Consider the following 23647-nt stretch of genomic DNA (forward strand, 5'->3'; position numbering starts at 1 on the left):
AAGGGAAGGTGATTACCGCACACCAATAAGAAACCCGGGGCTTATTGCGTGGCGTTTAATATAAATAAAGGAACGGGTCATAAAGCCTGTTCCTTTGTACTTGTAAAACGAAAGCTAGGGCAGTAGTATAAATATATATTGCCAAGTTAGGGAGTAGGAAAAAGTATGAGTGATATACATAAAAAGATTAAAAAGAAGCAGTTTGCTCCAGTGTATTTACTGTATGGAACGGAAGCGTTTTTTATAAATGAAACGATAAAGCTTATTACAACAGAAGCGCTTGAAGAGGAAGATCGCGAGTTTAATGTTGTGACATATGATTTAGAAGAAGCGTATTTAGAAGATGTGGTTGAGGATGCACGTACACTTCCTTTTTTCGGGGAACGTAAAGTGATATTAATAAAATCACCACTATTTTTAACTTCACAAAAAGAAAAATTAGAGCAAAATATAAAAATTTTAGAAGAATATATTGGAGAGCCTTCTCCATTTTCTATTCTTGTTTTTGTTGCGCCTTACGAAAAACTTGATGAACGAAAAAAAATTACAAAATTATTAAAGAAAACAGCGGACGTAGTAGAAGCGAATGCGATGCAAGTGCAGGATGTTCAGAAGTGGATTGTTGCTCGTGCAGATGAAGTGCATGTGCATATAGATAATGCAGCTGTTAGTTTGTTGTTAGAGCTTGTGGGAAGTAATGTAACGATGTTGGCGAAGGAAATGGACAAGTTAACGTTATACGTCGGTATGGGCGGAGAGATTACACCGAAACTTGTTGGGGAGCTTGTGCCAAAATCGGTTGAACAAAATGTGTTTGCTTTGACAGAAAAAGTGGTAAAAAAAGATATCGCGGGTGCGATGCAAATTTTGGATGGATTATTTACGCAGCAAGAGGAACCAATTAAACTGCTTGCGTTATTAGTAAGTCAATTCCGCTTGCTCTATCAAGTGAAAGAGTTACAGCAGCGTGGTTATGGACAAAATCAAATTGCGTCTCATATTGGTGTGCATCCATATCGTGTAAAGTTAGCGATGAATCAAACGAAGTTTTTCTCTTTTGAAGAATTAAAAAAAGTGATTATAGAATTAGCGGAAGCTGATTATAGTATGAAGACTGGAAAAATGGATAAGAAACTTGTGCTTGAGTTTTTCTTAATGCGGTTAAATCATATGTGATGAAACAAAAAGTTCACGTGCTTAGCACGTGAACTTTTTGTATATAAAAAAACGATCCAAATGGATCGTTTTTTAAACGCCTTACGCGTTTACTTGTTTCGCTAAGCGAGATTTTTGACGAGCTGCAGCGTTTTGGTGGATAAGACCTTTACGAGCTGCTTTGTCAAGTTTTTTAGAAGCAGTTTTGAAAGCTTCTTTAGCATTTTCAAGATCGTTATTAGTAACTAAAGCTTCTACAGTTTTAACAGCAGAACGCATGTCAGACTTGATAGAAGCGTTATGTGAACGACGCTCTTCGCTAAGTTTAGCGCGTTTGATAGCAGATTTGATGTTTGCCATACTTTTCACCTCCCTGGTGCAATCGAATGACTCGATTCTTAACATAGAACAAGTGATATTCTATCAAACGGTGAAGAGAATTGCAATAGTATATCAATGAAATTTCACGTAAAGGAAAGAATGACCTTATATAACTTTGGGAAATCTAACGATATTTACTATGAATTACGGAGGAGATACGATGAAAGAACCATTAGATTTAAGTAAATATAGTGTTAGAACGGACCTTGCTGTAGAGGCACATGAAATGCTGCAAGAGAGTCAAGAAGAGCAAAAAGGGATACAAGGAGTTATTGTCAAAGAGAGGGAAGAAGAAGGTATTACCATTACAAAAGTAACGATTGATGAAATTGCCTCTGAATCGATGGGTAAAAAACCTGGGAGTTATTTAACGCTTGAAGTACAAGGTATACGTCAACAAGATACGGAACTGCAACAAAAAGTAGAGCGCATTTTTGCAAAAGAATTTTCTTATTTCTTAGAAGAGGTTGGCGTTACGAAAGAAGCGAGTTGTTTAATTGTTGGCCTTGGGAATTGGAATGTAACGCCAGATGCGCTTGGACCAATCGTTGTAGAAAATGTATTGGTAACGAGACATTTGTTTCAATTGCAGCCTGAAAGTGTAGAAGAAGGGTTTAGGCCTGTTAGTGCAATTCGGCCGGGGGTAATGGGAATTACAGGAATCGAAACGAGCGATGTCATTTATGGAATCATTGAGAAGACGAAGCCAGACTTTGTCATTGCAATTGATGCATTAGCTGCCCGCTCTATTGAACGAGTAAATAGTACGATACAAATTTCTGATACGGGAATTCATCCTGGATCGGGTGTTGGGAATAAGCGTAAGGAACTTAGTAAAGAAACATTGGGTATTCCTGTTATCGCGATTGGTGTTCCGACTGTGGTTGATGCAGTTTCGATTACAAGCGATACAATTGATTTTATTTTGAAACATTTTGGACGGGAGATGAAAGAAGGAAACAAACCTTCCCGTTCTTTGTTGCCAGCCGGTTTTACATTTGGAGAAAAGAAAAAATTAACAGAAGAAGATATGCCGGATGAAAAGAGTCGGAATATGTTTTTAGGTGCTGTAGGTACACTGGAAGATGAAGAGAAGAGAAAATTAATTTATGAAGTGTTATCTCCTCTTGGTCATAATTTAATGGTGACTCCGAAAGAAGTGGATGCTTTCATAGAGGATATGGCGAATGTAATAGCGAGTGGTTTAAATGCAGCCTTGCATCATCAAATTGACCAAGATAATACAGGAGCATATACACATTGATGGGAAGAGACGATAATCGTTTAAGCCGTTTTTCGCTTTTATGTATATGTAGTGCGGCCTTATGTTTACTTATGATAATAGCAGGGGTGGCACTTGCTAATCATGGTTTGAAAAGTATGAAAGGTTATCAGCAAATGTCGTATGAACAAATCGCTCATATGACAGGAACAGAGGGTGCGGGTGCTGAATCGGAAATTTTGGGAAGTTCGTTTTCCGTTGCTGAAAAACAAAAACAATTAGAAAGCTTAAAAAGCTTTAATGTTGTAGAAGGAATTGGTATGGCAATAGCAAGTGCTACTTATGAAGTAACAAAGTTCGGAACGGATATAGTTGTTGGGAAAGTGAGAGAGATTTTTAGTTAAGGGTAGCAGGAAGAACGGTTGTCTTACCATTTTGTACGACAGCCGTTTTTAAATTTGAAAAAGGTTTGTCTCTTATGGTTTGTTCGCATAAGATATAAATAGAATGATTTGTATTGTAAGCAGCACGAGTTTTCATTGAATCTTTGCTGCTCTATTGATATAATCAGTGCTAGTGTATATTGGCGAGACTATTAGGAGTTGAGAACATAGATGAACAAAGAAGAAAGAGCAAAAAGACAGTCCAAAATCCGTAATTTCTCTATCATTGCTCATATTGACCACGGAAAATCAACGTTAGCAGACCGTATTTTAGAGAAAACAAACGCGTTAACACAACGTGAAATGAAAGCTCAATTGCTTGACTCTATGGATTTAGAGCGTGAGCGCGGTATTACAATTAAATTAAATGCAGTACAACTAACGTATAAAGCGAAAGACGGTGAAGAGTATATTCTTCACTTAATCGATACTCCAGGACACGTCGACTTTACGTACGAAGTATCTCGTAGTTTAGCGGCTTGTGAAGGTGCGATTCTTGTTGTGGATGCAGCACAAGGGATTGAGGCGCAAACATTAGCGAACGTATATTTAGCGCTTGATAATAATTTAGAAATATTACCAGTTATTAATAAGATCGACTTACCAAGTGCGGACCCAGAACGTGTACGTCAAGAGGTAGAAGATGTAATTGGTTTAGATGCATCGGAAGCTGTACTTGCTTCAGCGAAAGCTGGTATTGGTATTGAAGATATTTTAGAACAAATCGTTGAAAAGGTACCAGCTCCAACAGGTGATTCAGAAGAGCCTTTACAATGTATGATTTTCGATTCTTTATATGACCCGTACCGCGGTGTAATTGCATATATCCGTGTTGTAAATGGAACGGTAAAAGTTGGCGATAAAGTACGTATGATGGCAACTGGAAAAGAATTTGAAGTAACAGAAGTAGGTGTGTTTACACCGAAAACAACGCAACGTGACGAGTTAACAGTAGGTGATGTAGGTTTCTTAGCAGCATCTATTAAAAACGTAGGTGATACACGCGTAGGTGATACGATCACACATGCAAAACGTCCGGCTGCAGAGGCGTTAGCAGGTTATCGTAAATTAAACCCAATGGTATTCTGTGGTTTATATCCAATCGATTCTGCACGTTACAACGACTTACGTGATGCGTTAGAAAAATTAGAGTTAAACGATTCTGCTCTTGAGTTTGAACCAGAAACATCTCAAGCGCTAGGATTTGGTTTCCGTTGTGGTTTCTTAGGACTTCTTCACATGGAAATCATTCAAGAACGTATTGAACGTGAATTTAAAATCGATTTAATTACAACAGCACCAAGCGTTATTTATAAAGTTTATTTAACGAACGGTGAAGATGTTATTGTTGATAATCCATCTAATATGCCAGATCCACAGTCTATTGATCGTGTAGAAGAGCCGTTTGTGAAGGCTTCAATTATGGTTCCGAATGACTATGTTGGAGCTGTAATGGAAATTTGCCAAGGTAAACGTGGAACGTTTATTGATATGCAATATTTAGATGAAACACGTGTTACACTAACATACGAAATTCCGTTATCAGAAATCGTATATGACTTCTTCGATCAGTTGAAATCAAATACGAAAGGATATGCATCGTTTGACTACGAGTTAATTGGTTACAAACCATCGAAACTTGTGAAAATGGATATTCTTTTAAATAACGAACAAGTCGATGCTCTATCATTTATCGTACACCGTGATTCAGCGTATGATCGTGGTAAAGTAATCGTAGAGAAATTAAAAGAATTAATTCCAAGACAACAGTTCGAAGTACCAATTCAGGCGACTATCGGAAACAAGGTTGTAGCACGTTCTACAATTAAGGCAATGCGTAAAAACGTACTTGCAAAATGTTACGGTGGTGACATTTCTCGTAAGCGTAAACTTCTTGATAAGCAAAAAGAAGGTAAAAAACGTATGAAGTCTGTTGGTTCTGTAGAAGTACCGCAAGAAGCATTCATGGCTGTACTGAAAATGGATGACAACTAATAATTGATTGTTATTTCATGCGGATTGAGATAAAAAAAGAAGTCGTTTATACGGCTTCTTTTTTATGTATAATTACTTTTTAGACAACGTAGCTTCTCTCATTTACAATAGTGAGGTGGCTATATTTATGAATGATTGATATAGAGTTAGGAGACTATTAATGTCCGAAAATATTCGAAAAGATATTCACGAAAAAATACAAAATGGCAATTTTAATTGTGAAAAGGAATTGACGCTTTCTATTATTAGCGGGAAGTGGAAAGTTGTGATACTGTGGCATCTTGGTGTGGAAGGGCCTCATCGTTTTAGTGAATTACAACGATTATTCCCAAGCATTTCTCATAAAGTTTTGTCGAACCAATTAAAAGAGTTAATGGAAGATGGGATTGTTGACCGAACAGTATACCCAGAAATTCCTCCGCGAGTAGAGTATTATATGACGGAATTAGGCATGTCGCTTTTACCGATCGTTGAAATGATGTATGATTGGGGAAAAATGCGAATGGAACAAATTCGTAATACGTTAGAGAAGTGAAGATTCCTCCGGAGTGCGGAGGTTTTCTTTTTAGAAAGGTAGGAGTTATATTTGGTTCAAGCTGCATATATTCATATTCCATTTTGTCAGCATATTTGTCACTATTGTGATTTTAATAAAGTGTTTATTGAACGCCAACCGGTCGATCAATATTTAGAGTATTTAGAGAAAGAAATAATAAATACAGTTCAAAAAGTACCGTTTGATAGTATGAAAACGATTTTTGTTGGTGGAGGAACTCCGACAGCGTTAAATATGGAACAGACAAAAAAGTTACTAGATATTATAAACCGTCGCTTACGTCCATTTGCTCCAAATTGTGAATTAACATTTGAAGCGAATCCAGGTGATTTACCGAAAGAGAAGTTAAATGTATTGCTAGAAGGTGGAGTGAACCGAATTAGTTTTGGTGTGCAAACATTTCGGGATGAGTTGCTTGAGAAAATTGGGCGTAAGCATACGAGGGAAGATGCATTTGTAGCAATTAGAGAAGCGCAGGAAGTGGGCTTTAAAAATATAAATGTAGATATTATTTATGCTCTGCCAGGGCAGACGATAGAAGATGTAAAAGAAACATTAGACATTGCTTTTACGCTTGGTGTACAACATTTCTCAGCATATTCATTAATTGTGGAACCGAAAACTGTGTTTTATAACTTAATGAATAAAGGGAAATTAAGACTTCCAGGTGAAGATCATGAAGCGAAAATGTATGAAATGGTAATGGATGAAATGGAGAAACACGGCTATAGCCAGTATGAAATTAGCAATTTCTCAAAAGGTGATAATGAAAGTAGACACAATCTCACATACTGGAATAATGAGGAGTATTATGGATTTGGAGCTGGAGCGCATAGTTATGTAAATGGAGAACGTATCCAAAATGTAGGGCCGCTCAAGCAATATTTCAATAAAATCGATGAAACTGGATTTCCATATTTAGATGTTCACGCGGTGACGGAGAAAGAAAGAATGGAAGAAGAGTTGTTCTTAGGACTTCGAAAAACACAAGGTGTATCTAAAATATTGTTTCAAAAGAAATTTAATATGGAGATGAATCAAGTTTTCGCGAAGCAGTTGCAAAAAAATCAAGAACAAGGATTGCTTGAAGAGAAAGATGGATATGTTCGTTTAACGCGAAAAGGAAAATTATTAGGGAATGAAGTATTCCAATCATTTTTGATTGACTAATTAAATGTTCCATAAACGTGAAAAAGTTTCATTATTTCGTGACGTTTCCGTTGACAATTGAATGTCAATTTTGGTAAGTTATTAATAGATTTAGCACTCGAAGACAAAGAGTGCTAACAGAGGTGATGATGAGATGCTTACGGAACGTCAGCTCTTAATTTTACAAACAATTATTGATGACTTTATTGGATCAGCGCAACCTGTTGGGTCGAGGACGTTGGCTAAGAAAGATGAAATTACGTTTAGTTCAGCTACTATTCGAAATGAAATGGCTGATTTAGAAGAACTAGGATTTATTGAGAAAACGCATAGTTCTTCAGGACGTGTTCCTTCTGAAAAAGGATATCGTTTTTATGTAGACCATCTTTTAGCGCCGCAAAACTTACCGAACGATGAAATTGTACAAATTAAAGATTTATTTGCTGAAAGAATTTTTGAAGCGGAAAAGATTGCACAACAATCGGCTCAAATTTTATCAGAGCTTACGAATTATACGGCCATTGTTCTTGGACCGAAGTTAAGCACAAATAAACTTAAAAACGTACAAATTGTACCGCTTGACCATCAAACTGCAGTCGCTATTATTGTAACGGATACAGGGCATGTACAAAGCAAAACGATTACCGTTCCGGAATCTGTTGATTTATCAGATTTAGAAAAAATGGTTAATATTTTAAATGAAAAGCTGTCGGGTGTACCAATGGCAGAACTGCATAACAAAATCTTTAAAGAGATTGTTACAGTTTTACGTGGATATGTTCATAATTACGATAGTGCAATAAAAATGTTAGATGGTACATTTCAAGTTCCTTTATCGGAAAAGATATACTTTGGAGGCAAAGCAAATATGCTTTCGCAACCAGAGTTCCATGACATTCACAAAGTAAGATCCTTGCTGACGATGATTGATAATGAAGCCGAGTTTTATGACATTTTGCGTCATAAACAAGTAGGTATTCAAGTGAACATTGGTAGGGAAAACTCTGCGACGGCCATGGAAGATTGTAGTTTAATTTCTGCAACATATTCGATTGGAGAAGAACAGCTTGGAACAATTGCTATTTTAGGTCCGACAAGAATGCAATACTCTCGGGTAATTAGTTTGTTACAGTTATTTACGAGACAATTTACTGATGGACTTAAAAAGTAAATGAGAGTAATACATTCGCTCAAGTAATGAAATTTTCATTGCTGTGTGTAATATATAATGCTTAAGGAATTGTGTTCAGCATAATACCTAATACCTTTTAAGGAGGTGAATATTGTGGAAGAGCGTAACGAACAAGTGGTAGAAGAAGTAAAAGAAGCGCAAGTTGAAGAAGCTGTCACGACAGAAAACAGTGAAAAAACTGTAGAAGAAAAAAGTGAGGCTGCTCTTTTACAAGAAAAAGTAGATGAGTTACAAGCGAAGCTAACGGAAACGGAAGGTCGCACATTACGTCTACAAGCTGATTTTGAAAATTATAAGCGTCGTGTCCAAATGGATAAACAGGCTGCTGAAAAATATAGAGCACAAAGTCTAGTTTCAGATATTTTGCCAGCTCTTGATAATTTTGAAAGAGCGATGCAAGTGGAAGCAACTGATGAGCAAACGAAATCCTTGTTACAAGGTATGGAAATGGTGCATCGTCAATTGCTAGAAGCGTTGACTAAAGAAGGCGTTGAAGCGATTGAAGCTGTTGGTAAACAGTTTGATCCTAATGAACACCAAGCTATTATGCAAGTGGAAGATAGTGAATTTGAATCAAACGCGGTAGTTGAAGAATTCCAAAAAGGTTATAAACTAAAAGACCGTGTGATTCGCCCATCAATGGTAAAAGTAAATCAATAATTTACATAAAAGTAGGAGGATTCGCCATGAGTAAAATTATCGGTATTGACTTAGGTACAACAAACTCTTGTGTAGCTGTTATGGAAGGTGGAGAACCAAAGGTTATCCCAAATCCAGAAGGAAACCGTACAACACCTTCTGTTGTAGCTTTCAAAAATGAAGAGCGTCAAGTTGGGGAAGTTGCAAAGCGTCAAGCAATTACAAACCCAAATACAATCATGTCTGTTAAACGTCATATGGGTACAGACTACAAAGTAGAAGTTGAAGGTAAAGATTATACACCTCAAGAAATTTCTGCAATCATTTTACAAAACTTAAAAGCTTCTGCTGAAGCATACTTAGGTGAAACAGTAACAAAAGCTGTTATTACAGTACCTGCATACTTCAACGATGCAGAACGTCAAGCAACAAAAGATGCTGGTCGTATCGCTGGTTTAGAAGTTGAGCGTATCATTAACGAACCAACAGCAGCAGCGCTTGCTTACGGTTTAGAAAAACAAGATGAAGAGCAAAAAATCTTAGTATATGACTTAGGTGGCGGTACATTTGACGTATCTATCCTTGAGTTAGCAGATGGAACATTCGAAGTTATTTCAACTGCTGGTGACAACCGTCTTGGTGGAGATGACTTTGACCAAGTTATTATTGACCACTTAGTAGCTGAGTTCAAAAAAGAAAATAACATTGATTTAAGCCAAGATAAAATGGCACTTCAACGTTTGAAAGATGCAGCTGAAAAAGCGAAAAAAGATCTTTCTGGCGTAACACAAACACAAATTTCATTACCATTCATTAGTGCTGGAGCTGCTGGTCCATTACACTTAGAATTAACGTTAACAAGAGCGAAATTCGAAGAGATTTCAGCAGGTCTTGTTGAAAGAACGTTAGAGCCAACTCGTCGTGCATTAAAAGACGCTGGTTTTGCTCCAAGTGAATTAGATAAAGTTATCCTTGTTGGTGGATCTACTCGTATCCCAGCTGTACAAGAAGCTATTAAACGTGAAACTGGTAAAGAACCATATAAAGGTGTAAACCCTGATGAAGTTGTAGCATTAGGTGCTGCAGTTCAAGGTGGCGTACTTACTGGTGATGTAGAAGGCGTACTATTATTAGACGTAACTCCACTTTCTTTAGGTATTGAAACTATGGGTGGTGTGTTCACGAAATTAATCGAGCGTAACACTACAATTCCAACAAGTAAGTCACAAGTATTCTCAACAGCTGCTGATAACCAACCGGCAGTAGATATTCACGTATTACAAGGTGAGCGTCCAATGTCAGCTGACAACAAAACGTTAGGTCGTTTCCAATTAACAGACCTTCCACCAGCACCACGTGGTATTCCACAAATCGAAGTAACATTCGATATTGATGCGAACGGTATCGTTAACGTACGTGCAAAAGACTTAGGAACAAGCAAAGAGCAAACTATTACAATCCAATCTTCTTCAGGTCTTTCTGATGAAGAAGTAGATCGTATGGTACAAGAAGCAGAAGCAAATGCTGACGCTGACCAAAAACGTAAGGAAGAAGTTGAACTTCGTAACGAAGCTGACCAACTTGTATTCCAAACAGATAAAGTTGTAAAAGATTTAGAAGGTAAAGTGGATGCGGCTGAAGTTGCAAAAGCAACAGAAGCGAAAGAAGCATTACAAGCTGCGATTGAGAAGAACGAGCTTGAGGAAATCCGTGCGAAAAAAGACGCTTTACAAGAAATCGTACAACAATTAACTGTTAAATTATACGAGCAAGCTCAAGCAGCTGCAGGGCAAGCAGAAGGTGCACAAGGAGCACAAGATGCTGGCGCGAAGAAAGACAATGTAGTAGACGCTGAGTTCGAAGAAGTAAAAGAAGATAAGTAATATAAATAAGTAGGATGACAAAAAGTCAAAGTCAAGCGTGCCTTGACTTTGGCTTTTTTCACGAATGAAAAGAAAAGTGTGAGGTTCTTAAGTTTTTTACTTTGCATACTGTAAGTGAGGAAACTTTGTTGCAAAGCACTTTCTTTCGGTGTTAAAATTACGTTTATGTGAAAGATTCGGGGGTTGTAAATTTATGAGTAAACGAGACTATTATGAGGTCCTTGGACTTAGCCAGGGTGCTTCAAAAGATGAAATAAAAAAAGCGTATCGTCGTTTGGCTAAAAAATACCATCCAGACGTAAGTAAAGAAGAAAATGCAATTGAAAAGTTTAAAGAAGTACAAGAAGCATACGAAGTATTAAGCGACGATCAAAAGCGCGCGCAATATGATCAATTTGGTCATGCTGGTGCAAATCAAGGTTTCGGTGGCTTTGGCGGCGGAGGAGACTTCGGCGGTGGCTTCGGTTTCGAAGATATCTTTAGTTCGTTCTTTGGCGGCGGTGGCGGTAGACGTCGTGATCCAAATGCTCCGCGTCAAGGTGCTGACTTACAATATCAAGTTACTTTAGAGTTTGAGGAAGCTATTTTTGGTAAAGAATTAAATGTTGAGATTCCAGTAGAAGATCCATGTGATACTTGTAAAGGTAGCGGAGCGAAACCAGGAACTTCAAAAGAAACATGTAAACATTGTTCAGGATCAGGGCAAGTAAGTGTAGAACAAAATACACCATTTGGTCGTATCGTAAACCGTCAAGCTTGTGGTCATTGTTCAGGAACTGGTCAAATGATTAAAGAAAAATGTACGACATGTCACGGTTCTGGTAAAGTACGTAAACGTAAAAAAATCAATGTTAAAATTCCAGCAGGTATTGATAATGGTCAACAAATTCGTGTATCTGGAAAAGGTGAAGCGGGCGTAAATGGCGGACCGGCAGGAGATTTATATGTTGTTGTTCATGTGAGAAATCATGAATTCTTTGAGCGTGAAGGAGATCACATTATTTGTGAAATGCCATTAACATTTGCGCAAATGGCACTTGGTGCTGAAGTGGAAGTTCCTACTGTTCATGGGAAAGTGAAGCTAAAAATTCCAGCAGGAACACAAACAGGAACAGAATTCCGCTTAAAAGGAAAAGGTGCTCCGAACGTACGTGGATACGGTCAAGGAGATCAATATGTAGTCGTTCGTGTTGTTGTACCGACGAAATTAACTTCACATCAAAAAGAGTTATTACGTGAATTTGCGGGACAAGAAGAGCAGGATGATAGTTTATTTGGAAAGCTTAAACGTGCTTTCAAAGGAGAATAATGGAAATAAAAAATGGAGTTGGTAAATTGTGAAATGGTCAGAAGTTAGTATTCATACAACAGAAGAAGCAGTAGAAGCTGTCTCTCATATTTTACATGAAGCTGGTGCTAGTGGAGTTGCGATTGAGGATCCAGCGGAGTTGACGAAAGAGCGCGAGCAACAATATGGTGAAATTTATGCATTGAACCCAGATGAATATCCGGCGGAAGGTGTATTAATAAAAGCATATTTCCCACAAACGGATTCTTTACAGGAAACGATTGCGGGTGTAAAATCATCTATTGATATGCTTCCATCTTACGACATCGAAATTGGTACTGGAAATATTACCGTTAACGAAGTCAATGAAGAAGATTGGGCTACTGCTTGGAAAAAATATTACCATCCAGTACAAATTTCTGATACATTCACAATTGTGCCGACGTGGGAAGAATATACACCAGCTTCTCCGGAAGAAAAAATTATTGAATTAGATCCAGGTATGGCGTTTGGAACAGGAACTCATCCGACAACAACGATGTGTATTCGTGCTTTAGAAAAAACAGTTCAGCCAGGTGATACTGTCATTGATGTAGGAACAGGTTCTGGTGTACTTAGTATTGCAGCGGCAAAATTAGGTGCGTTTTCTGTTCAAGCGTATGATTTAGATCCGGTTGCAGTGGAAAGTGCAGAAATGAATGTACGTTTAAATAAAACAGATGATATCGTGTCTGTTGGGCAAAATAGTCTTTTAGAAGGTATTGAAGGTCCTGTTGATTTAATCGTAGCTAACTTATTAGCAGAAATTATTCTTTTATTCCCTGAGGATGCAGCAAGAGTTGTGAAGTCGGGCGGATTATTTATTACATCGGGCATTATTGCAGCGAAGGAAAAGATAATTTCTGAAGCGCTAGAAAAAGCTGGATTTACAATTGAAGAAGTATTACGAATGGAAGATTGGGTAGCAATTATTGCACGAAATGCGTAATATAGATTTTAGTTTATAATGAAAAGGGGAGTCTCTCACTATAAGGTGAGGGACTTGCCGTTTGTTATATGAAAAAATGATAACGTTTCGTTCTTTTCGTAAGTGTTGACTTACGAAAGGAACGAAACTCTACTAAGGTGATTATATGCAACGTTATTTTGTAGAAGAGAAATATGTAAATGAGACAAGTATTCGCATTGTAGGTGATGACGTACATCATATCGCAAGAGTGATGCGTATGTCAGCTGGTGATCACATTTATTGCTGTGTAAACGGAAAAACAGCAATATGTTCAATTGATGAAATTACCAGTGAATTTATTAATACGGCTATTGTAGAATGGGTAGAGGCGTCAAGTGAACTTCCTGTTTTCGTGACGATTGCAAGTGGACTGCCAAAAGGAGACAAGCTAGAGTTAATTTTCCAAAAAGGAACTGAGCTTGGGGCGGCCGCATTTTTACCATTTCAAGCATCTCGCTCTATTGTAAAATGGGATGCGAAAAAAGCTGATAAAAAAGTTGAGCGTTTAAGAAAAATTGTGAAAGAAGCTGCGGAACAATCGCATAGAAGCGAAATTCCAGAAGTGCATGCTCCGGCATCATTTAAGCAATTGCTTTCAATGAGTAATGAGTATGATGTATGTCTTGTTGCGTACGAAGAGGAAGCAAAACAAGGTGAGAAATCCAATTTTGCTAAAGCTTTAACGACGATGAAACCAGGTCAAAAACTATTGATTGTATTTGGACCAGAAGGTGGTTTAGCGGAGGAAGAGATTACTACGCTTCGTGAACATAAATTTGTACCATGTAGTTTAGGACCAAGAATTTTAAGAACAGAAACGGCGCCGTTATACGCGTTAAGTGCTGCTTCGTATCATTTTGAATTGATGGGGTGATGATCAATGTCAACTGTTGCGTTCCATACGTTAGGTTGTAAAGTAAACCACTATGAAACAGAGGCCATTTGGCAATTGTTTAAACAAGGTGGATATGAAAGAACTGAATATGAAAAGAAAGCTGATGTATATGTTATTAATACATGTACAGTAACGAATACGGGAGATAAGAAAAGCCGTCAAGTTATTAGACGTGCTGTTCGTCAAAATCCGGATGCGGTTATTTGTGTAACGGGATGTTATGCACAAACATCTCCAGCGGAAATTATGGCGATTCCAGGCGTAGATATTGTAGTTGGTACACAGGATCGTGAAAAGATGTTAGGATACATCGAAGAATTCCGCAAAGAGCGTCAACCAATTAATGCTGTCCGCAACATTATGAAAACACGTGTATACGAAGAACTGGATGTACCTTATTTCACGGATCGTACACGTGCATCTTTAAAAATACAAGAGGGTTGTAATAATTTCTGTACATTCTGTATCATTCCTTGGGCACGTGGTTTAATGCGTTCTCGTGATGGAAAAGAAGTTATTAAACAAGCGCAGCAATTAGTAGATGCAGGTTATAAAGAAATCGTATTAACAGGTATTCATACAGGTGGGTACGGTGAAGATATTAAAGATTATAACTTAGCTGGATTACTTCGTGATATGGAAGCGGAAGTAGGCGGATTAAAACGTCTACGCATTTCTTCTATTGAAGCGAGTCAGATTTCAGATGAAGTAATTAAAGTGTTAGATAAGTCTGAAGTAGTTGTACGTCACTTGCACATTCCATTGCAATCTGGATCTAATACTGTATTAAAGCGTATGCGTCGTAAGTATACGATGGAATTTTTCCAAGAGCGTTTAGATCGATTGAAAGAAGCGTTACCAGGCCTTGCGATTACATCGGATGTAATTGTTGGTTTCCCAGGTGAAACAGAAGAAGAATTCATGGAAACATACAATTTCATTAAAGAGAATCGCTTCTCTGAGTTACACGTATTCCCTTACTCAAAGCGTACAGGAACACCTGCAGCGCGTATGGAAGATCAAGTTCCTGAAGATGTGAAGAATGATCGTGTTCATCGTTTAATTGAACTATCTAACCAATTAGCGAAAGAGTATGCATCACAGTTTGAAGGGGAAGTGCTTGAAATCATTCCGGAAGAGCAATTTAAAGAGGGCGACCGTAAAGGGTTATATGTAGGCTATACGGATAACTACTTAAAAATTGTATTTGAAGGATCAGAAGAGTTAATTGGTAAGCTAGTGAAAGTGAAAATTACGAAAGCTGGTTATCCATATAACGAAGCGCAATTTGTTCGTGTTCTTGAAGATGATGTAAAAAAAGAATCAGCAAGCGCATAAAATGAAACTTTAATGAGTGAGGTTTTTGTTCCTTCCCACTAATTATCAGCCGGATTACTACCTAAGTTCTTTGCTTTTGCTGAATTTTGAGGTGGGGGTCTTACTGCCCGGAAAATAGTGGGATAAAAAAAGCATGCAAACGGAAACGATTTGCATGCTTTCTTTTTTTCGTGGAGAAGTTAAGTACTGAAAAGACAGGTACGTCGAATGAGTAGTTGTTTCGTACATTCCTGCATTAAAAAAGATGTAATGATAAAAATATAGTTGTTTTCAGGGGAAAAGGATAATAGCTATCTACATAGCTTTTGAACAGGAAAGGGCATCTATTCTTCTTTTATTCTGCCAAATAGTTGACCTGAAGTGATAAAATGTATTATAATCGTAAAAGACATGCTGAAGAAGGGTTTCTTTTTGCATGCTGAAATTAGTATGTAAGTGTGATGTTTCGGAGGGAGGGAAAGAGAATGTCAAAAACAGTCGTTCGTAAAAACGAGTCTTTGGAGGATGCACTTCGCCGTTTTAAAAGATCGGTTTCTAAAACTGGTACACTTGCTGAAGCAAGAAAGCGCGAGTTTTATGAAAAACCAAGTGTAAAACGTAAGAAGAAATCTGAAGCGGCAAGAAAGCGTAAATTCTAAGAGAGGGTGTAAGTTATGAGTCTTCTCGGTCGTTTAAACGATGATATGAAACAAGCGATGAAGAATAAACAAAAAGAAAAATTAACCGTTATTCGTATGGTTAAGGCTGCTTTACAAAATGAAGGTATTAAACTGCAACATACTCTTACTGAAGAAGAGGAATTAACAGTTTTAGCTCGTGAAGTAAAACAGTATAAGGACTCCCTCCTTGAATTTAAAAAAGCTGGTCGTGAAGACCTTGTTAATAAACTGCAAAGTGAAATTCAGATTTTAAGCGCATATTTGCCGGAGCAATTAACAGAAGAAGAACTAGCGAATGTAATTAAGCAAGTTATTTCTGAAGTTGGTGCAACTTCTAAAGCAGATATGGGTAAGGTGATGACTGCTGTTATGCCGAAAGTAAAAGGTAAAACAGACGGATCACTTGTGAATAAGTTGGTTATCCAGCTATTAGCATAAAAAAACGTCTCATTTCGTATGAGACGTTTTTTTATGCTTTTTTTCAGTTTGGACGTGATATTACAAGCTCTTTTTTCATACATATGGGATGAGAGGGGGTCTTTTGAGATGAAAAAATTAGAACAAATGAAGAATTGGTTAACAAAGCAAATAGACCTGCCAGTGGATGTGCTAATGGATCTACCTCGGATCACGCTTGTTGGGCAAGTGCATATCTATATAGAAAATCATCGGGGTTTATTAGTGTTTTCAGATAAAGAAGTAAGATTGTTATTAAAGCACGGTCAATTATTAATTAAAGGGCAATCCTTTATTATTAAAACAATCCTTCCAGAAGAACTTTTGCTTGAAGGAATAATTGAGCAAGTGACGTTTTTAGAAAACGAAAAAAAAGAGGAGTGAGGGAAACTTCCATATGTGAAGTTTTTCTTCGTTATTTTCGTGATTCGACCTTACTATTCAGTTTATCTCGCTATTTATGGGCGGTAGAACTCTTTATTTCATTTTCGTACGAGCTATTTTGATAATTAAAGTGAAAAAAGTAGTGTGTATACTTTTGGAAAGGTAGTGGAGATAGTAGATGAAAAATAAATGGTTTATAAAGTGGCTTGGATATGTAAAAGTACGAATTGAAGGTAGAGGTGCGGAACGGTTCGTTAACGAATGTGTACGTAGAAGATTATTAGTTTGGGATGTTAAGAAGATTGCTGATGAAACGTTAGTTTTTTGTATGTTATTACGAGATGTGAAGAAAATAAAACCAATTTATAGAAAAAATGAATGTAAACTATATTTTATTGGGCGTTACGGTTTTCCTTTTTTGAATAAGCGTTTAATTAAAAATAGTGGATTCTTAATTGGTTTTTTAATTTTCTTTTTTGGCATGATTGCATTATCCAATATGGTTTGGAAAATTGAAATTACAGGAGCGAAACCTGAAACAGAATATATATTGATGAAAGAATTGGACAAAATGGGTATTAAAAAAGGAAAATTACAATTCCAAATGCCTAATGTAGAAGATGTACAACGTCATTTGACAGACAATATTAATGCGATTACTTGGGCGGGATTAGAAATAAGAGGAACGACGTACCATTTTAAAATTGTTGAAAAAAACGAGCCGAAAAAAGAAAAGGAACAAAGGCCGCAAAATTTAGTTGCAAAAAAAGAAGCGATTGTGACAAAAACATTTGTTGAAGTAGGAAAACCAGTTGTCTTGAAAAATGACCATGTCGAAAAAGGACAGCTTCTCGTATCAGGGATATACGGTAATGAGGAGAGTCCGACGATTGTTTCGGCGAAAGGTATTGTATATGGAGAAACGTGGTACACATCTGAGGTGAGTGTACCACTAAAGACGCAATTTCAAGTATATACTGGCAATGCATATAATGAGCATTACCTTACATTTGGGAGTGCGAAAATAAAAATATGGGGATTTCAACATGATAAGTATAAACGCTCTCGTACTGAAAGTGTAAAACACGATGTGAAACTATTTGGTTTTACACTGCCGATCGCGTATGAAAAAGATATTGTACGAGAAGAGGAAGAAGCGAATCGGGAATATACAGAAAAACAGGCAATGAAAGTAGCGAAAGAGATGGCTGAAAAAGAACTAAAGAAAAAATTGGATGAACATGCTATGATTGTAAGTGATAAAATTTTGAGTAAAGAGGTTGAGGCGGATCAACTAAAAGTCACATTGCATTATACTGTGATCGAAAATATTGCAGAGCCACAACCAATATCCGAATCCGATATTCAAGGAGACTGAGTAATGGCAGAACAATTAGTAGAAATGAACCAACAATTGGAAAATGCTAACGAAGCAATCGCTCTTTTTGGAGTCAATGATGCTCATTTGAAAGTAATTGAACGGGAATTGAATGTATCGATTGTAACTAGAGGTGAAACTGTTCATGCATCTGGAGCAGTTGAAACTGTGACACTCGTAGAAAAAATCTTACAGCAATTACTTGTTGTTATTCGAAAAGGTATATCAATTACAGAAAGAGATGTTGCGTATGCAATTCAGCTCGCACAACAAGGGAAAATTGCTCAATTTGAAGAGTTATATGAAGAAGAAATCTTTAAAACGGCAAAAGGTAAATCCATTCGTGTAAAAACAATGGGGCAAAGAAGATATATTCATGCAATGAAGAAGAATGATATTGTATTTGGAATGGGACCTGCTGGGACTGGGAAAACATACTTAGCTGTAGTAATGGCTGTGAGAGCTTTAAAGCAAGGGTATGTAAAGAAAATTATTTTAACGAGACCGGCTGTAGAAGCTGGAGAAAGTTTAGGTTTTTTACCAGGAGATTTGAAAGAGAAGGTAGATCCGTATTTACGTCCATTGTATGATGCTTTGCACGATATTCTTGGACAAGAATATACGCAACGTATGATGGAGCGAGGGGTAATTGAAATTGCACCTCTTGCTTATATGAGAGGGCGTACGCTCGATGATTCATTTGTTATTTTAGATGAAGCGCAAAATACAACGGGTGCACAAATAAAAATGTTTTTAACTAGATTAGGTTTTAGTTCTAAAATGGTTATTACGGGGGACCCTTCACAAGTAGACTTACCAAAAGGGGTAAAATCAGGGCTTTCGCTAGCTTCTAACATTTTATCTGGTGTATCAGGTCTTTCATTCATTACATTAGAACAAACGGACGTTGTGAGGCATCCGCTGGTGCAACGTATTATTGAGGCATATGATAAAATGGAATGATCCTATTTGTCAGGATCATTTCTTTTTGTATTAAGGTTGGCGAACGGCATATTTTTTACTATCATAAAAGATAAGAGAAATAAACTATAGGTGCTGGTGTATCAAAATGTTACTTAAAAGTATCGTTGGCTAGAAGAAATGAAAGCTATAAATAGTTTCACTTTATTTCTGGAGAGGAGAAGGTATTGAAATCATGTTAAGATCTGAAGAAGTTTCTAAGTGGTTTCGTAATTTACAACATTCGAAAAAACTAAGTTGGATTTCTTACGTTTTATTAGGAGCAGTGCTGTTTTTTGCACTTATGAATAATGTAAAACCAGAGCAATTAGATGTTGATATGTATTCTATTGCGAAAAAAACAATTCATTCTCCTATTAAAATTGAAGATAAGGTTATAACGGACAGAAAAAAACAAGAGGTCGCTCAAAAAGTTGGGGATCAATATACATATAGAAGTGAATATAAACAAAATAGAGTAGATATTGTAAATGATGTTTTTGCTAAGGTAAATGAAGCAATTCAAGAGATGAAAGCTGCTGGACCTGAAGAGCAAAAAAAGATGACCGATGCAAATAAATTAGAAAAATTGAAGAAGAAGTTGCCATCTAATTTAACAAAGGAATTATCGGATGAGAATTTATTATATTTTATTAATGCAGAACCGGATCAATTAGAATTAGCAAAGAACGCGGCTCTAACGTCTATTAGTGTTATTATGGGTGGAAATATTAAAATGTCCGAAGAAATAGCAGCAAAAGAGCGATTTGTTAATGAAATGAAAAGCCTCAATGTGAATAGTGGATTGAAGGAAGCTGTGAACGCGCTAGGATCATATGCGATTACAGCAAATTATTTTTATGATCCGGCTGTAACGAAAGAGAAGAAGAAAGCGGAAGAAGATTTAATTCCACCTGTTTATATTCTTCAAGGACAAGTTATTGTTAGAGAAGGTGAAACAATTTCAAGTGATATGTATAATCAGTTGAAATTAGTCGGTTTATTAGAGAAAGGTAATAGTTTTCAGCCTTATGTTGGATTAGCAGTGCTCATTGGTGTGTTACTGTACTTTATGCATAAGCAGTTTGAAGTATTTTTACAGCGTAAAAGAGAAGATAGACCGTATATTTTAGCGTATATTACAATTTTATCTATCACGATTGTCTTAATGAAAACGATTAGTTTGTTTCAAAAGCTTGAATATGCAGGAATTGCGTATGTTGTTCCGGTTGCGATGGGAACAATACTTGTAAAACTAATGATTGGCGATCGGTTTGTATTTTTAACAAGTATGATTTTTTCTGTGTGCGGAAGTATTATGTTTAATGAAGGGGTAACAAGTACACTGAATTATAGTGTAGGTATTTATGTGTTGTTAAGTTCATTATCAGTAAGCATTTTCTTAAGAGAAAAAAATCGTCGTACGATGATTTTGCAAGCTGGTATACTCGTTTCTATCTTAAATGTGGTCGTCTTAGCTGCGTTATTATTATTACGTAATGGGAATTTTTCACCTCTTGAAATTGGAACGCAACTATTGATGGCTTCCGTTTCAGGAATTATCTCATCCGTTTTGGCTATGGGGATATTACCGTATTTAGAGAGTGGACTTGGAATTGTATCAAGCATGAAGCTTATGGAACTATCAAGTCCGAATCATCCGCTTTTACGTAGAATTTTGTTAGAAGCGCCAGGAACGTATCACCACAGTGTAATGGTAGCGAATCTTTCTGAGGCAGCGTGTGAAGCGGTTGGAGCAAATGGTGTATTAGCACGTGTAGGGGCGTATTATCATGATGTAGGAAAAACAGTACAACCGCAATTCTTTATTGAAAACCAGATGGGAATTGAAAATCCACATGATAAATTAGATCCTGTGACGAGTAAAGATATTATCATTGCTCATGTAACAGATGGAGTCAGAATGCTCGAAGAATACCATATTCCGCAAGAAATTATCGATATTGCTGGACAACACCATGGTACAACATTACTTAAATATTTTTATTATAAGGCGATTAAAGAAGATAAAGAAAAATATACAGAAGAGATGTTTCGCTATCCGGGATCAAAAGCAACTTCTAAAGAGTCGGCAATTGTTGGTATTGCTGATAGTGTTGAGGCGGCGGTACGTTCTATGAATCACCCAACGCCAGATCAAATTAATAATTTAGTACAAAGTATTATTAAAGATCGCCTGCAAGATGGGCAATTTAGTGAATGTGATTTGACGTTTAAGGAACTACAAATCGTTGGAAAAACGTTATGTGAAACGTTAAATGGTATTTTCCATTCGCGTATTACATATCCGGAACCACCGGAAGAGAAGGAGAAAGAATGAGTTTATTAATTGATTTCATTGATGAAACAGAAGAAGTGAAAGAAGAATATGTGAATTTAATTCGTGAGATATTAGAAAAAGCAGCTCAAATGGAAAAAATAGAGGATGGTGCGGAGTTATCAGTGACATTTGTAGATAACGAACGCATTCGCGAGATTAATCGTGATTACCGAGATAAGGATCAGCCTACTGATGTCATTTCCTTTGCTATGGAAGAAATGGGAGAAGGAGAAATGGAAATTGTAGGTGCAGAGATGCCTCGTATGTTAGGTGACCTTATTATTTCTATTCCGAGAGCGAAAGAACAAGCTGAAGAGTATGGACATTCTTTTGATCGTGAACTTGGCTTTTTAGCGTTACATGGCTTTTTACATTTACTTGGTTATGACCACATGACAGAAGAGGATGAAAAAGAAATGTTTGGAAGACAAAAAGAAATTTTAGAGGCATTTGGATTAGGTCGATGAAAAAAGGAAAACTTATAAATAGTTTTGGATATGCTATAGCAGGTATATTCTTTTGTCTTCGTCATGAACGAAATATGAAAATTCATTATGTAGCCGCAGTCATTGTTATATGCTGTGGCTTTTATTTCCATATTACGAAAGTGGAGTGGATGGTATTACTTATTGTAATAGGAATTGTAATGAGTTTAGAGATGGTAAATACGGCTGTGGAGAAAACAGTAGATTTAGCGACTACCGATATACATCCGTTTGCGAAAATTGCAAAGGATGTCGCAGCCGGATCGGTTTTATTGTTTGCGATAATAGCCGTTATAATTGGTGCTATTATCTTTTTGCCGTATGTGGTATAGTTGCATTCCAAAGCTTTTATGAAGCTTTGAAAGTGCTGTAAAGGCCTTTAATAAGAGAGTGTATCTTATTCACAGCTGTGGACAGGAAGGATGCGGGAATATGAATAGTAAACAATTAATTCAAGAAGCAATCGAAGCGCGTAAACAAGCGTACGTACCATATTCTAAATTTCAAGTAGGTGCAGCATTATTAACACAGGATGGAAAAGTATATCGTGGATGTAATGTTGAAAATGCATCATATGGTTTATGTAACTGTGCAGAAAGAACAGCTTTATTTAAGGCGATTTCTGAAGGAGATAAAGAGTTTGTAGCTATTGCAGTTGTAGCGGATACAAAGCGTCCGGTACCTCCTTGTGGAGCATGCCGACAAGTTATGGTAGAATTATGTAAACAGGATACGAAAGTATACCTATCAAATTTACATGGTGACGTTCAAGAGACTACAGTTGGAGAATTGTTACCAGGAGCATTTTTAGCGGAGGATTTACATGAATAGAAAAGGTTATAAATCAGGTTTTGTCTCTATTATTGGCAGACCGAATGTTGGAAAATCTACATTTTTAAATCGTATTATCGGCCAGAAAATTGCCATTATGAGTGACAAGCCACAAACAACTCGTAATAAAATTCAAGGCGTATATACAGAAAATGATTCACAAGTAATTTTCATTGATACACCAGGAATACATAAACCTAAACATAAATTAGGCGACTTCATGGTGAAGATGGCTCAAACGACATTAAAAGAAGTTGATATTGTTCTGTTTATGGTCAATGCAGTTGAAGGATTTGGTCGTGGTGAGGAATTCATTATTGAGAAATTAAAAGAAACGAAACAACCAGTATTTTTAGTAATTAATAAAATTGACCAACTTCATCCAGAGCAATTATTAGAGTTAATTGATCAATACCGTAAACTATATGAATTTGCAGAGATTGTACCAATTTCTGCATTAGATGGCAATAATGTGGATGCTTTAATTGGAACAATTAAAAAATATTTACCAGAAGGACCGCAATACTACCCAGATAATCAAGTAACGGATCATCCAGAGCGATTTATTATTTCAGAGCTTATTCGTGAAAAAGTATTACATTTAACACGTGAAGAAGTGCCGCACTCTGTAGCGGTTGTTATTGATGCAATTCAAAAACGTGAGGGCGGAGCGGTTTATATAAACGCAACGATTGTTGTTGAACGTGCATCACAAAAAGGAATTATTATAGGTAAGCAAGGAAAGATGTTAAAAGAAGTCGGTAAGCGAGCTCGTTTTGACATTGAAGCATTACTTGGTTCTAAAGTATTTTTAGAAGTATGGGTAAAAGTGCAAAAAGATTGGCGTAATAAAATGTCTCAGCTTCGTGATCTTGGTTTCCGCGAAGACGAGTACTAAAATAGAGTAAAGCTGTAATCAGCGGATGTTTTGTTCATCCGCTGATTATTGGTTTTTATGAGTTTTGATAAATTAGGAAAAATTTTTCTCACATGAAAATGGACAAAATG

General features: G+C 36.8%; 24 protein-coding genes. 23 read left to right on the forward strand and 1 reads right to left on the reverse strand.

The genetic code is table 11. The features are described from left to right. The first annotated feature begins 165 nt into the window (after window positions 1–165). Window positions 166–1176 (forward strand): DNA polymerase III subunit delta, encoded by a 1011-nt coding sequence (gene holA, locus DN392_RS04305; protein WP_001279932.1) that lies wholly within the window; start codon window positions 166–168, stop codon window positions 1174–1176. An 81-nt stretch (window positions 1177–1257) separates the two neighbouring features. On the opposite strand, the gene rpsT is transcribed toward holA, so the two are convergent. Further along, the gene (gene rpsT, locus DN392_RS04310; RefSeq protein WP_001274014.1) at window positions 1258–1515 is read right to left on the reverse strand and encodes a 30S ribosomal protein S20; all 258 of its coding nucleotides are present in this window, start codon (window positions 1513–1515) and stop codon (window positions 1258–1260) included. Window positions 1516–1696: 181 nt separating this feature from the next. Here rpsT and gpr point away from each other — a divergent pair, with 181 nt between their 5' ends. The 22 genes from gpr (at window position 1697) to era (ending at window position 23537) form a co-directional block, all read left to right on the forward strand. Then, window positions 1697–2800, forward strand: a complete 1104-nt coding sequence (gpr, locus tag DN392_RS04315; RefSeq protein WP_000662625.1) for a GPR endopeptidase — start codon at window positions 1697–1699, stop codon at window positions 2798–2800. Further along, on the forward strand, window positions 2797–3162 hold the full coding sequence (locus tag DN392_RS04320; protein ID WP_002107663.1) for a YqxA family protein: 366 nt from the start codon (window positions 2797–2799) through the stop codon (window positions 3160–3162). The genes gpr and DN392_RS04320 overlap by 4 nt, the downstream gene beginning before the upstream one ends. Window positions 3163–3372: 210 nt before the next feature. Continuing rightward, window positions 3373–5196: an elongation factor 4 gene (lepA, locus tag DN392_RS04325; protein WP_001030960.1), complete on the forward strand. Its 1824-nt coding sequence runs from the start codon at window positions 3373–3375 to the stop codon at window positions 5194–5196. 160 nt (window positions 5197–5356) lie between these two features. Then, complete coding sequence (locus DN392_RS04330; RefSeq protein WP_001293536.1) at window positions 5357–5731, forward strand: winged helix-turn-helix transcriptional regulator; 375 nt, start codon at window positions 5357–5359, stop codon at window positions 5729–5731. A 51-nt stretch (window positions 5732–5782) separates the two neighbouring features. Further along, window positions 5783–6922, forward strand: coding sequence for a radical SAM family heme chaperone HemW (gene hemW / locus DN392_RS04335; protein ID WP_000249446.1), 1140 nt, complete (start codon window positions 5783–5785; stop codon window positions 6920–6922). 133 nt (window positions 6923–7055) lie between these two features. Beyond that, entirely contained in the window at window positions 7056–8072 is a 1017-nt protein-coding gene (hrcA, locus tag DN392_RS04340) for a heat-inducible transcriptional repressor HrcA (RefSeq protein ID WP_000954944.1), read from the forward strand. A 114-nt stretch (window positions 8073–8186) separates the two neighbouring features. Continuing rightward, window positions 8187–8753, forward strand: coding sequence for a nucleotide exchange factor GrpE (gene grpE / locus DN392_RS04345; RefSeq protein ID WP_000392716.1), 567 nt, complete (start codon window positions 8187–8189; stop codon window positions 8751–8753). A 26-nt stretch (window positions 8754–8779) separates the two neighbouring features. Then, the gene (gene dnaK, locus DN392_RS04350; RefSeq protein WP_000034697.1) at window positions 8780–10615 is read left to right on the forward strand and encodes a chaperone protein DnaK; all 1836 of its coding nucleotides are present in this window, start codon (window positions 8780–8782) and stop codon (window positions 10613–10615) included. Window positions 10616–10808: 193 nt separating this feature from the next. Continuing rightward, window positions 10809–11924, forward strand: a complete 1116-nt coding sequence (gene dnaJ / locus DN392_RS04355; RefSeq protein WP_000043954.1) for a chaperone protein DnaJ — start codon at window positions 10809–10811, stop codon at window positions 11922–11924. Between the two features lie 28 nt (window positions 11925–11952). Next, a complete protein-coding gene (gene prmA, locus DN392_RS04360; protein WP_048565719.1) occupies window positions 11953–12891 on the forward strand; it encodes a 50S ribosomal protein L11 methyltransferase in 939 nt (312 codons plus the stop codon). Window positions 12892–13036: 145 nt separating this feature from the next. Next, window positions 13037–13786, forward strand: coding sequence for a 16S rRNA (uracil(1498)-N(3))-methyltransferase (locus DN392_RS04365; protein WP_001190150.1), 750 nt, complete (start codon window positions 13037–13039; stop codon window positions 13784–13786). Between the two features lie 6 nt (window positions 13787–13792). Beyond that, window positions 13793–15145: a tRNA (N(6)-L-threonylcarbamoyladenosine(37)-C(2))-methylthiotransferase MtaB gene (gene mtaB / locus DN392_RS04370; protein WP_000108690.1), complete on the forward strand. Its 1353-nt coding sequence runs from the start codon at window positions 13793–13795 to the stop codon at window positions 15143–15145. 464 nt (window positions 15146–15609) lie between these two features. Further along, a complete protein-coding gene (rpsU, locus tag DN392_RS04375; protein ID WP_000048061.1) occupies window positions 15610–15783 on the forward strand; it encodes a 30S ribosomal protein S21 in 174 nt (57 codons plus the stop codon). Window positions 15784–15798: 15 nt separating this feature from the next. Then, the gene (locus tag DN392_RS04380; RefSeq protein WP_000054579.1) at window positions 15799–16242 is read left to right on the forward strand and encodes a GatB/YqeY domain-containing protein; all 444 of its coding nucleotides are present in this window, start codon (window positions 15799–15801) and stop codon (window positions 16240–16242) included. A 108-nt stretch (window positions 16243–16350) separates the two neighbouring features. Continuing rightward, window positions 16351–16644 (forward strand): sporulation protein YqfC, encoded by a 294-nt coding sequence (gene yqfC / locus DN392_RS04385; RefSeq protein WP_000732264.1) that lies wholly within the window; start codon window positions 16351–16353, stop codon window positions 16642–16644. 178 nt (window positions 16645–16822) lie between these two features. Beyond that, window positions 16823–18022, forward strand: coding sequence for a sporulation protein YqfD (gene yqfD / locus DN392_RS04390; RefSeq protein WP_000792503.1), 1200 nt, complete (start codon window positions 16823–16825; stop codon window positions 18020–18022). 3 nt (window positions 18023–18025) lie between these two features. Further along, entirely contained in the window at window positions 18026–18985 is a 960-nt protein-coding gene (locus DN392_RS04395) for a PhoH family protein (RefSeq protein ID WP_000840500.1), read from the forward strand. Between the two features lie 193 nt (window positions 18986–19178). Further along, window positions 19179–21323: an HD family phosphohydrolase gene (locus tag DN392_RS04400; protein WP_000946271.1), complete on the forward strand. Its 2145-nt coding sequence runs from the start codon at window positions 19179–19181 to the stop codon at window positions 21321–21323. Further along, on the forward strand, window positions 21320–21790 hold the full coding sequence (gene ybeY, locus DN392_RS04405) for an rRNA maturation RNase YbeY (RefSeq protein ID WP_000054689.1): 471 nt from the start codon (window positions 21320–21322) through the stop codon (window positions 21788–21790). Before DN392_RS04400 ends, ybeY begins: the two co-directional genes overlap by 4 nt. After that, window positions 21787–22140 carry a diacylglycerol kinase family protein gene (locus DN392_RS04410; protein WP_000715485.1) on the forward strand — a complete coding sequence of 118 codons (354 nt, stop codon included), beginning with the start codon at window positions 21787–21789 and terminating at the stop codon, window positions 22138–22140. Before ybeY ends, DN392_RS04410 begins: the two co-directional genes overlap by 4 nt. Before the next feature lie 100 nt (window positions 22141–22240). Beyond that, window positions 22241–22639, forward strand: a complete 399-nt coding sequence (locus DN392_RS04415; RefSeq protein WP_001086293.1) for a cytidine deaminase — start codon at window positions 22241–22243, stop codon at window positions 22637–22639. Beyond that, window positions 22632–23537, forward strand: coding sequence for a GTPase Era (era, locus tag DN392_RS04420; protein WP_001080239.1), 906 nt, complete (start codon window positions 22632–22634; stop codon window positions 23535–23537). Before DN392_RS04415 ends, era begins: the two co-directional genes overlap by 8 nt. Window positions 23538–23647: the final 110 nt, after the last annotated feature.

Origin of the sequence: Bacillus sp. BB51/4, from assembly GCF_008368845.1 — a bacterium.
GTDB lineage: Bacteria > Bacillota > Bacilli > Bacillales > Bacillaceae_G > Bacillus_A > Bacillus_A wiedmannii.

What these genes read in the sequence shown, in the direction of transcription:
- holA (WP_001279932.1), top strand. Translation starts at nt 166, where the DNA reads ATGAGTGATATACATAAAAAGATTAAAAAGAAGCAGTTTGCTCCAGTG.
- rpsT (WP_001274014.1), bottom strand. Translation starts at nt 1,515, where the DNA reads ATGGCAAACATCAAATCTGCTATCAAACGCGCTAAACTTAGCGAAGAG.
- gpr (WP_000662625.1), top strand. Translation starts at nt 1,697, where the DNA reads ATGAAAGAACCATTAGATTTAAGTAAATATAGTGTTAGAACGGACCTT.
- lepA (WP_001030960.1), top strand. Translation starts at nt 3,373, where the DNA reads ATGAACAAAGAAGAAAGAGCAAAAAGACAGTCCAAAATCCGTAATTTC.
- DN392_RS04330 (WP_001293536.1), top strand. Translation starts at nt 5,357, where the DNA reads ATGTCCGAAAATATTCGAAAAGATATTCACGAAAAAATACAAAATGGC.
- hrcA (WP_000954944.1), top strand. Translation starts at nt 7,056, where the DNA reads ATGCTTACGGAACGTCAGCTCTTAATTTTACAAACAATTATTGATGAC.
- dnaK (WP_000034697.1), top strand. Translation starts at nt 8,780, where the DNA reads ATGAGTAAAATTATCGGTATTGACTTAGGTACAACAAACTCTTGTGTA.
- dnaJ (WP_000043954.1), top strand. Translation starts at nt 10,809, where the DNA reads ATGAGTAAACGAGACTATTATGAGGTCCTTGGACTTAGCCAGGGTGCT.
- DN392_RS04365 (WP_001190150.1), top strand. Translation starts at nt 13,037, where the DNA reads ATGCAACGTTATTTTGTAGAAGAGAAATATGTAAATGAGACAAGTATT.
- mtaB (WP_000108690.1), top strand. Translation starts at nt 13,793, where the DNA reads ATGTCAACTGTTGCGTTCCATACGTTAGGTTGTAAAGTAAACCACTAT.
- rpsU (WP_000048061.1), top strand. Translation starts at nt 15,610, where the DNA reads ATGTCAAAAACAGTCGTTCGTAAAAACGAGTCTTTGGAGGATGCACTT.
- DN392_RS04380 (WP_000054579.1), top strand. Translation starts at nt 15,799, where the DNA reads ATGAGTCTTCTCGGTCGTTTAAACGATGATATGAAACAAGCGATGAAG.
- yqfC (WP_000732264.1), top strand. Translation starts at nt 16,351, where the DNA reads ATGAAAAAATTAGAACAAATGAAGAATTGGTTAACAAAGCAAATAGAC.
- yqfD (WP_000792503.1), top strand. Translation starts at nt 16,823, where the DNA reads ATGAAAAATAAATGGTTTATAAAGTGGCTTGGATATGTAAAAGTACGA.
- DN392_RS04395 (WP_000840500.1), top strand. Translation starts at nt 18,026, where the DNA reads ATGGCAGAACAATTAGTAGAAATGAACCAACAATTGGAAAATGCTAAC.
- DN392_RS04400 (WP_000946271.1), top strand. Translation starts at nt 19,179, where the DNA reads ATGTTAAGATCTGAAGAAGTTTCTAAGTGGTTTCGTAATTTACAACAT.
- ybeY (WP_000054689.1), top strand. Translation starts at nt 21,320, where the DNA reads ATGAGTTTATTAATTGATTTCATTGATGAAACAGAAGAAGTGAAAGAA.
- DN392_RS04410 (WP_000715485.1), top strand. Translation starts at nt 21,787, where the DNA reads ATGAAAAAAGGAAAACTTATAAATAGTTTTGGATATGCTATAGCAGGT.
- DN392_RS04415 (WP_001086293.1), top strand. Translation starts at nt 22,241, where the DNA reads ATGAATAGTAAACAATTAATTCAAGAAGCAATCGAAGCGCGTAAACAA.
- era (WP_001080239.1), top strand. Translation starts at nt 22,632, where the DNA reads ATGAATAGAAAAGGTTATAAATCAGGTTTTGTCTCTATTATTGGCAGA.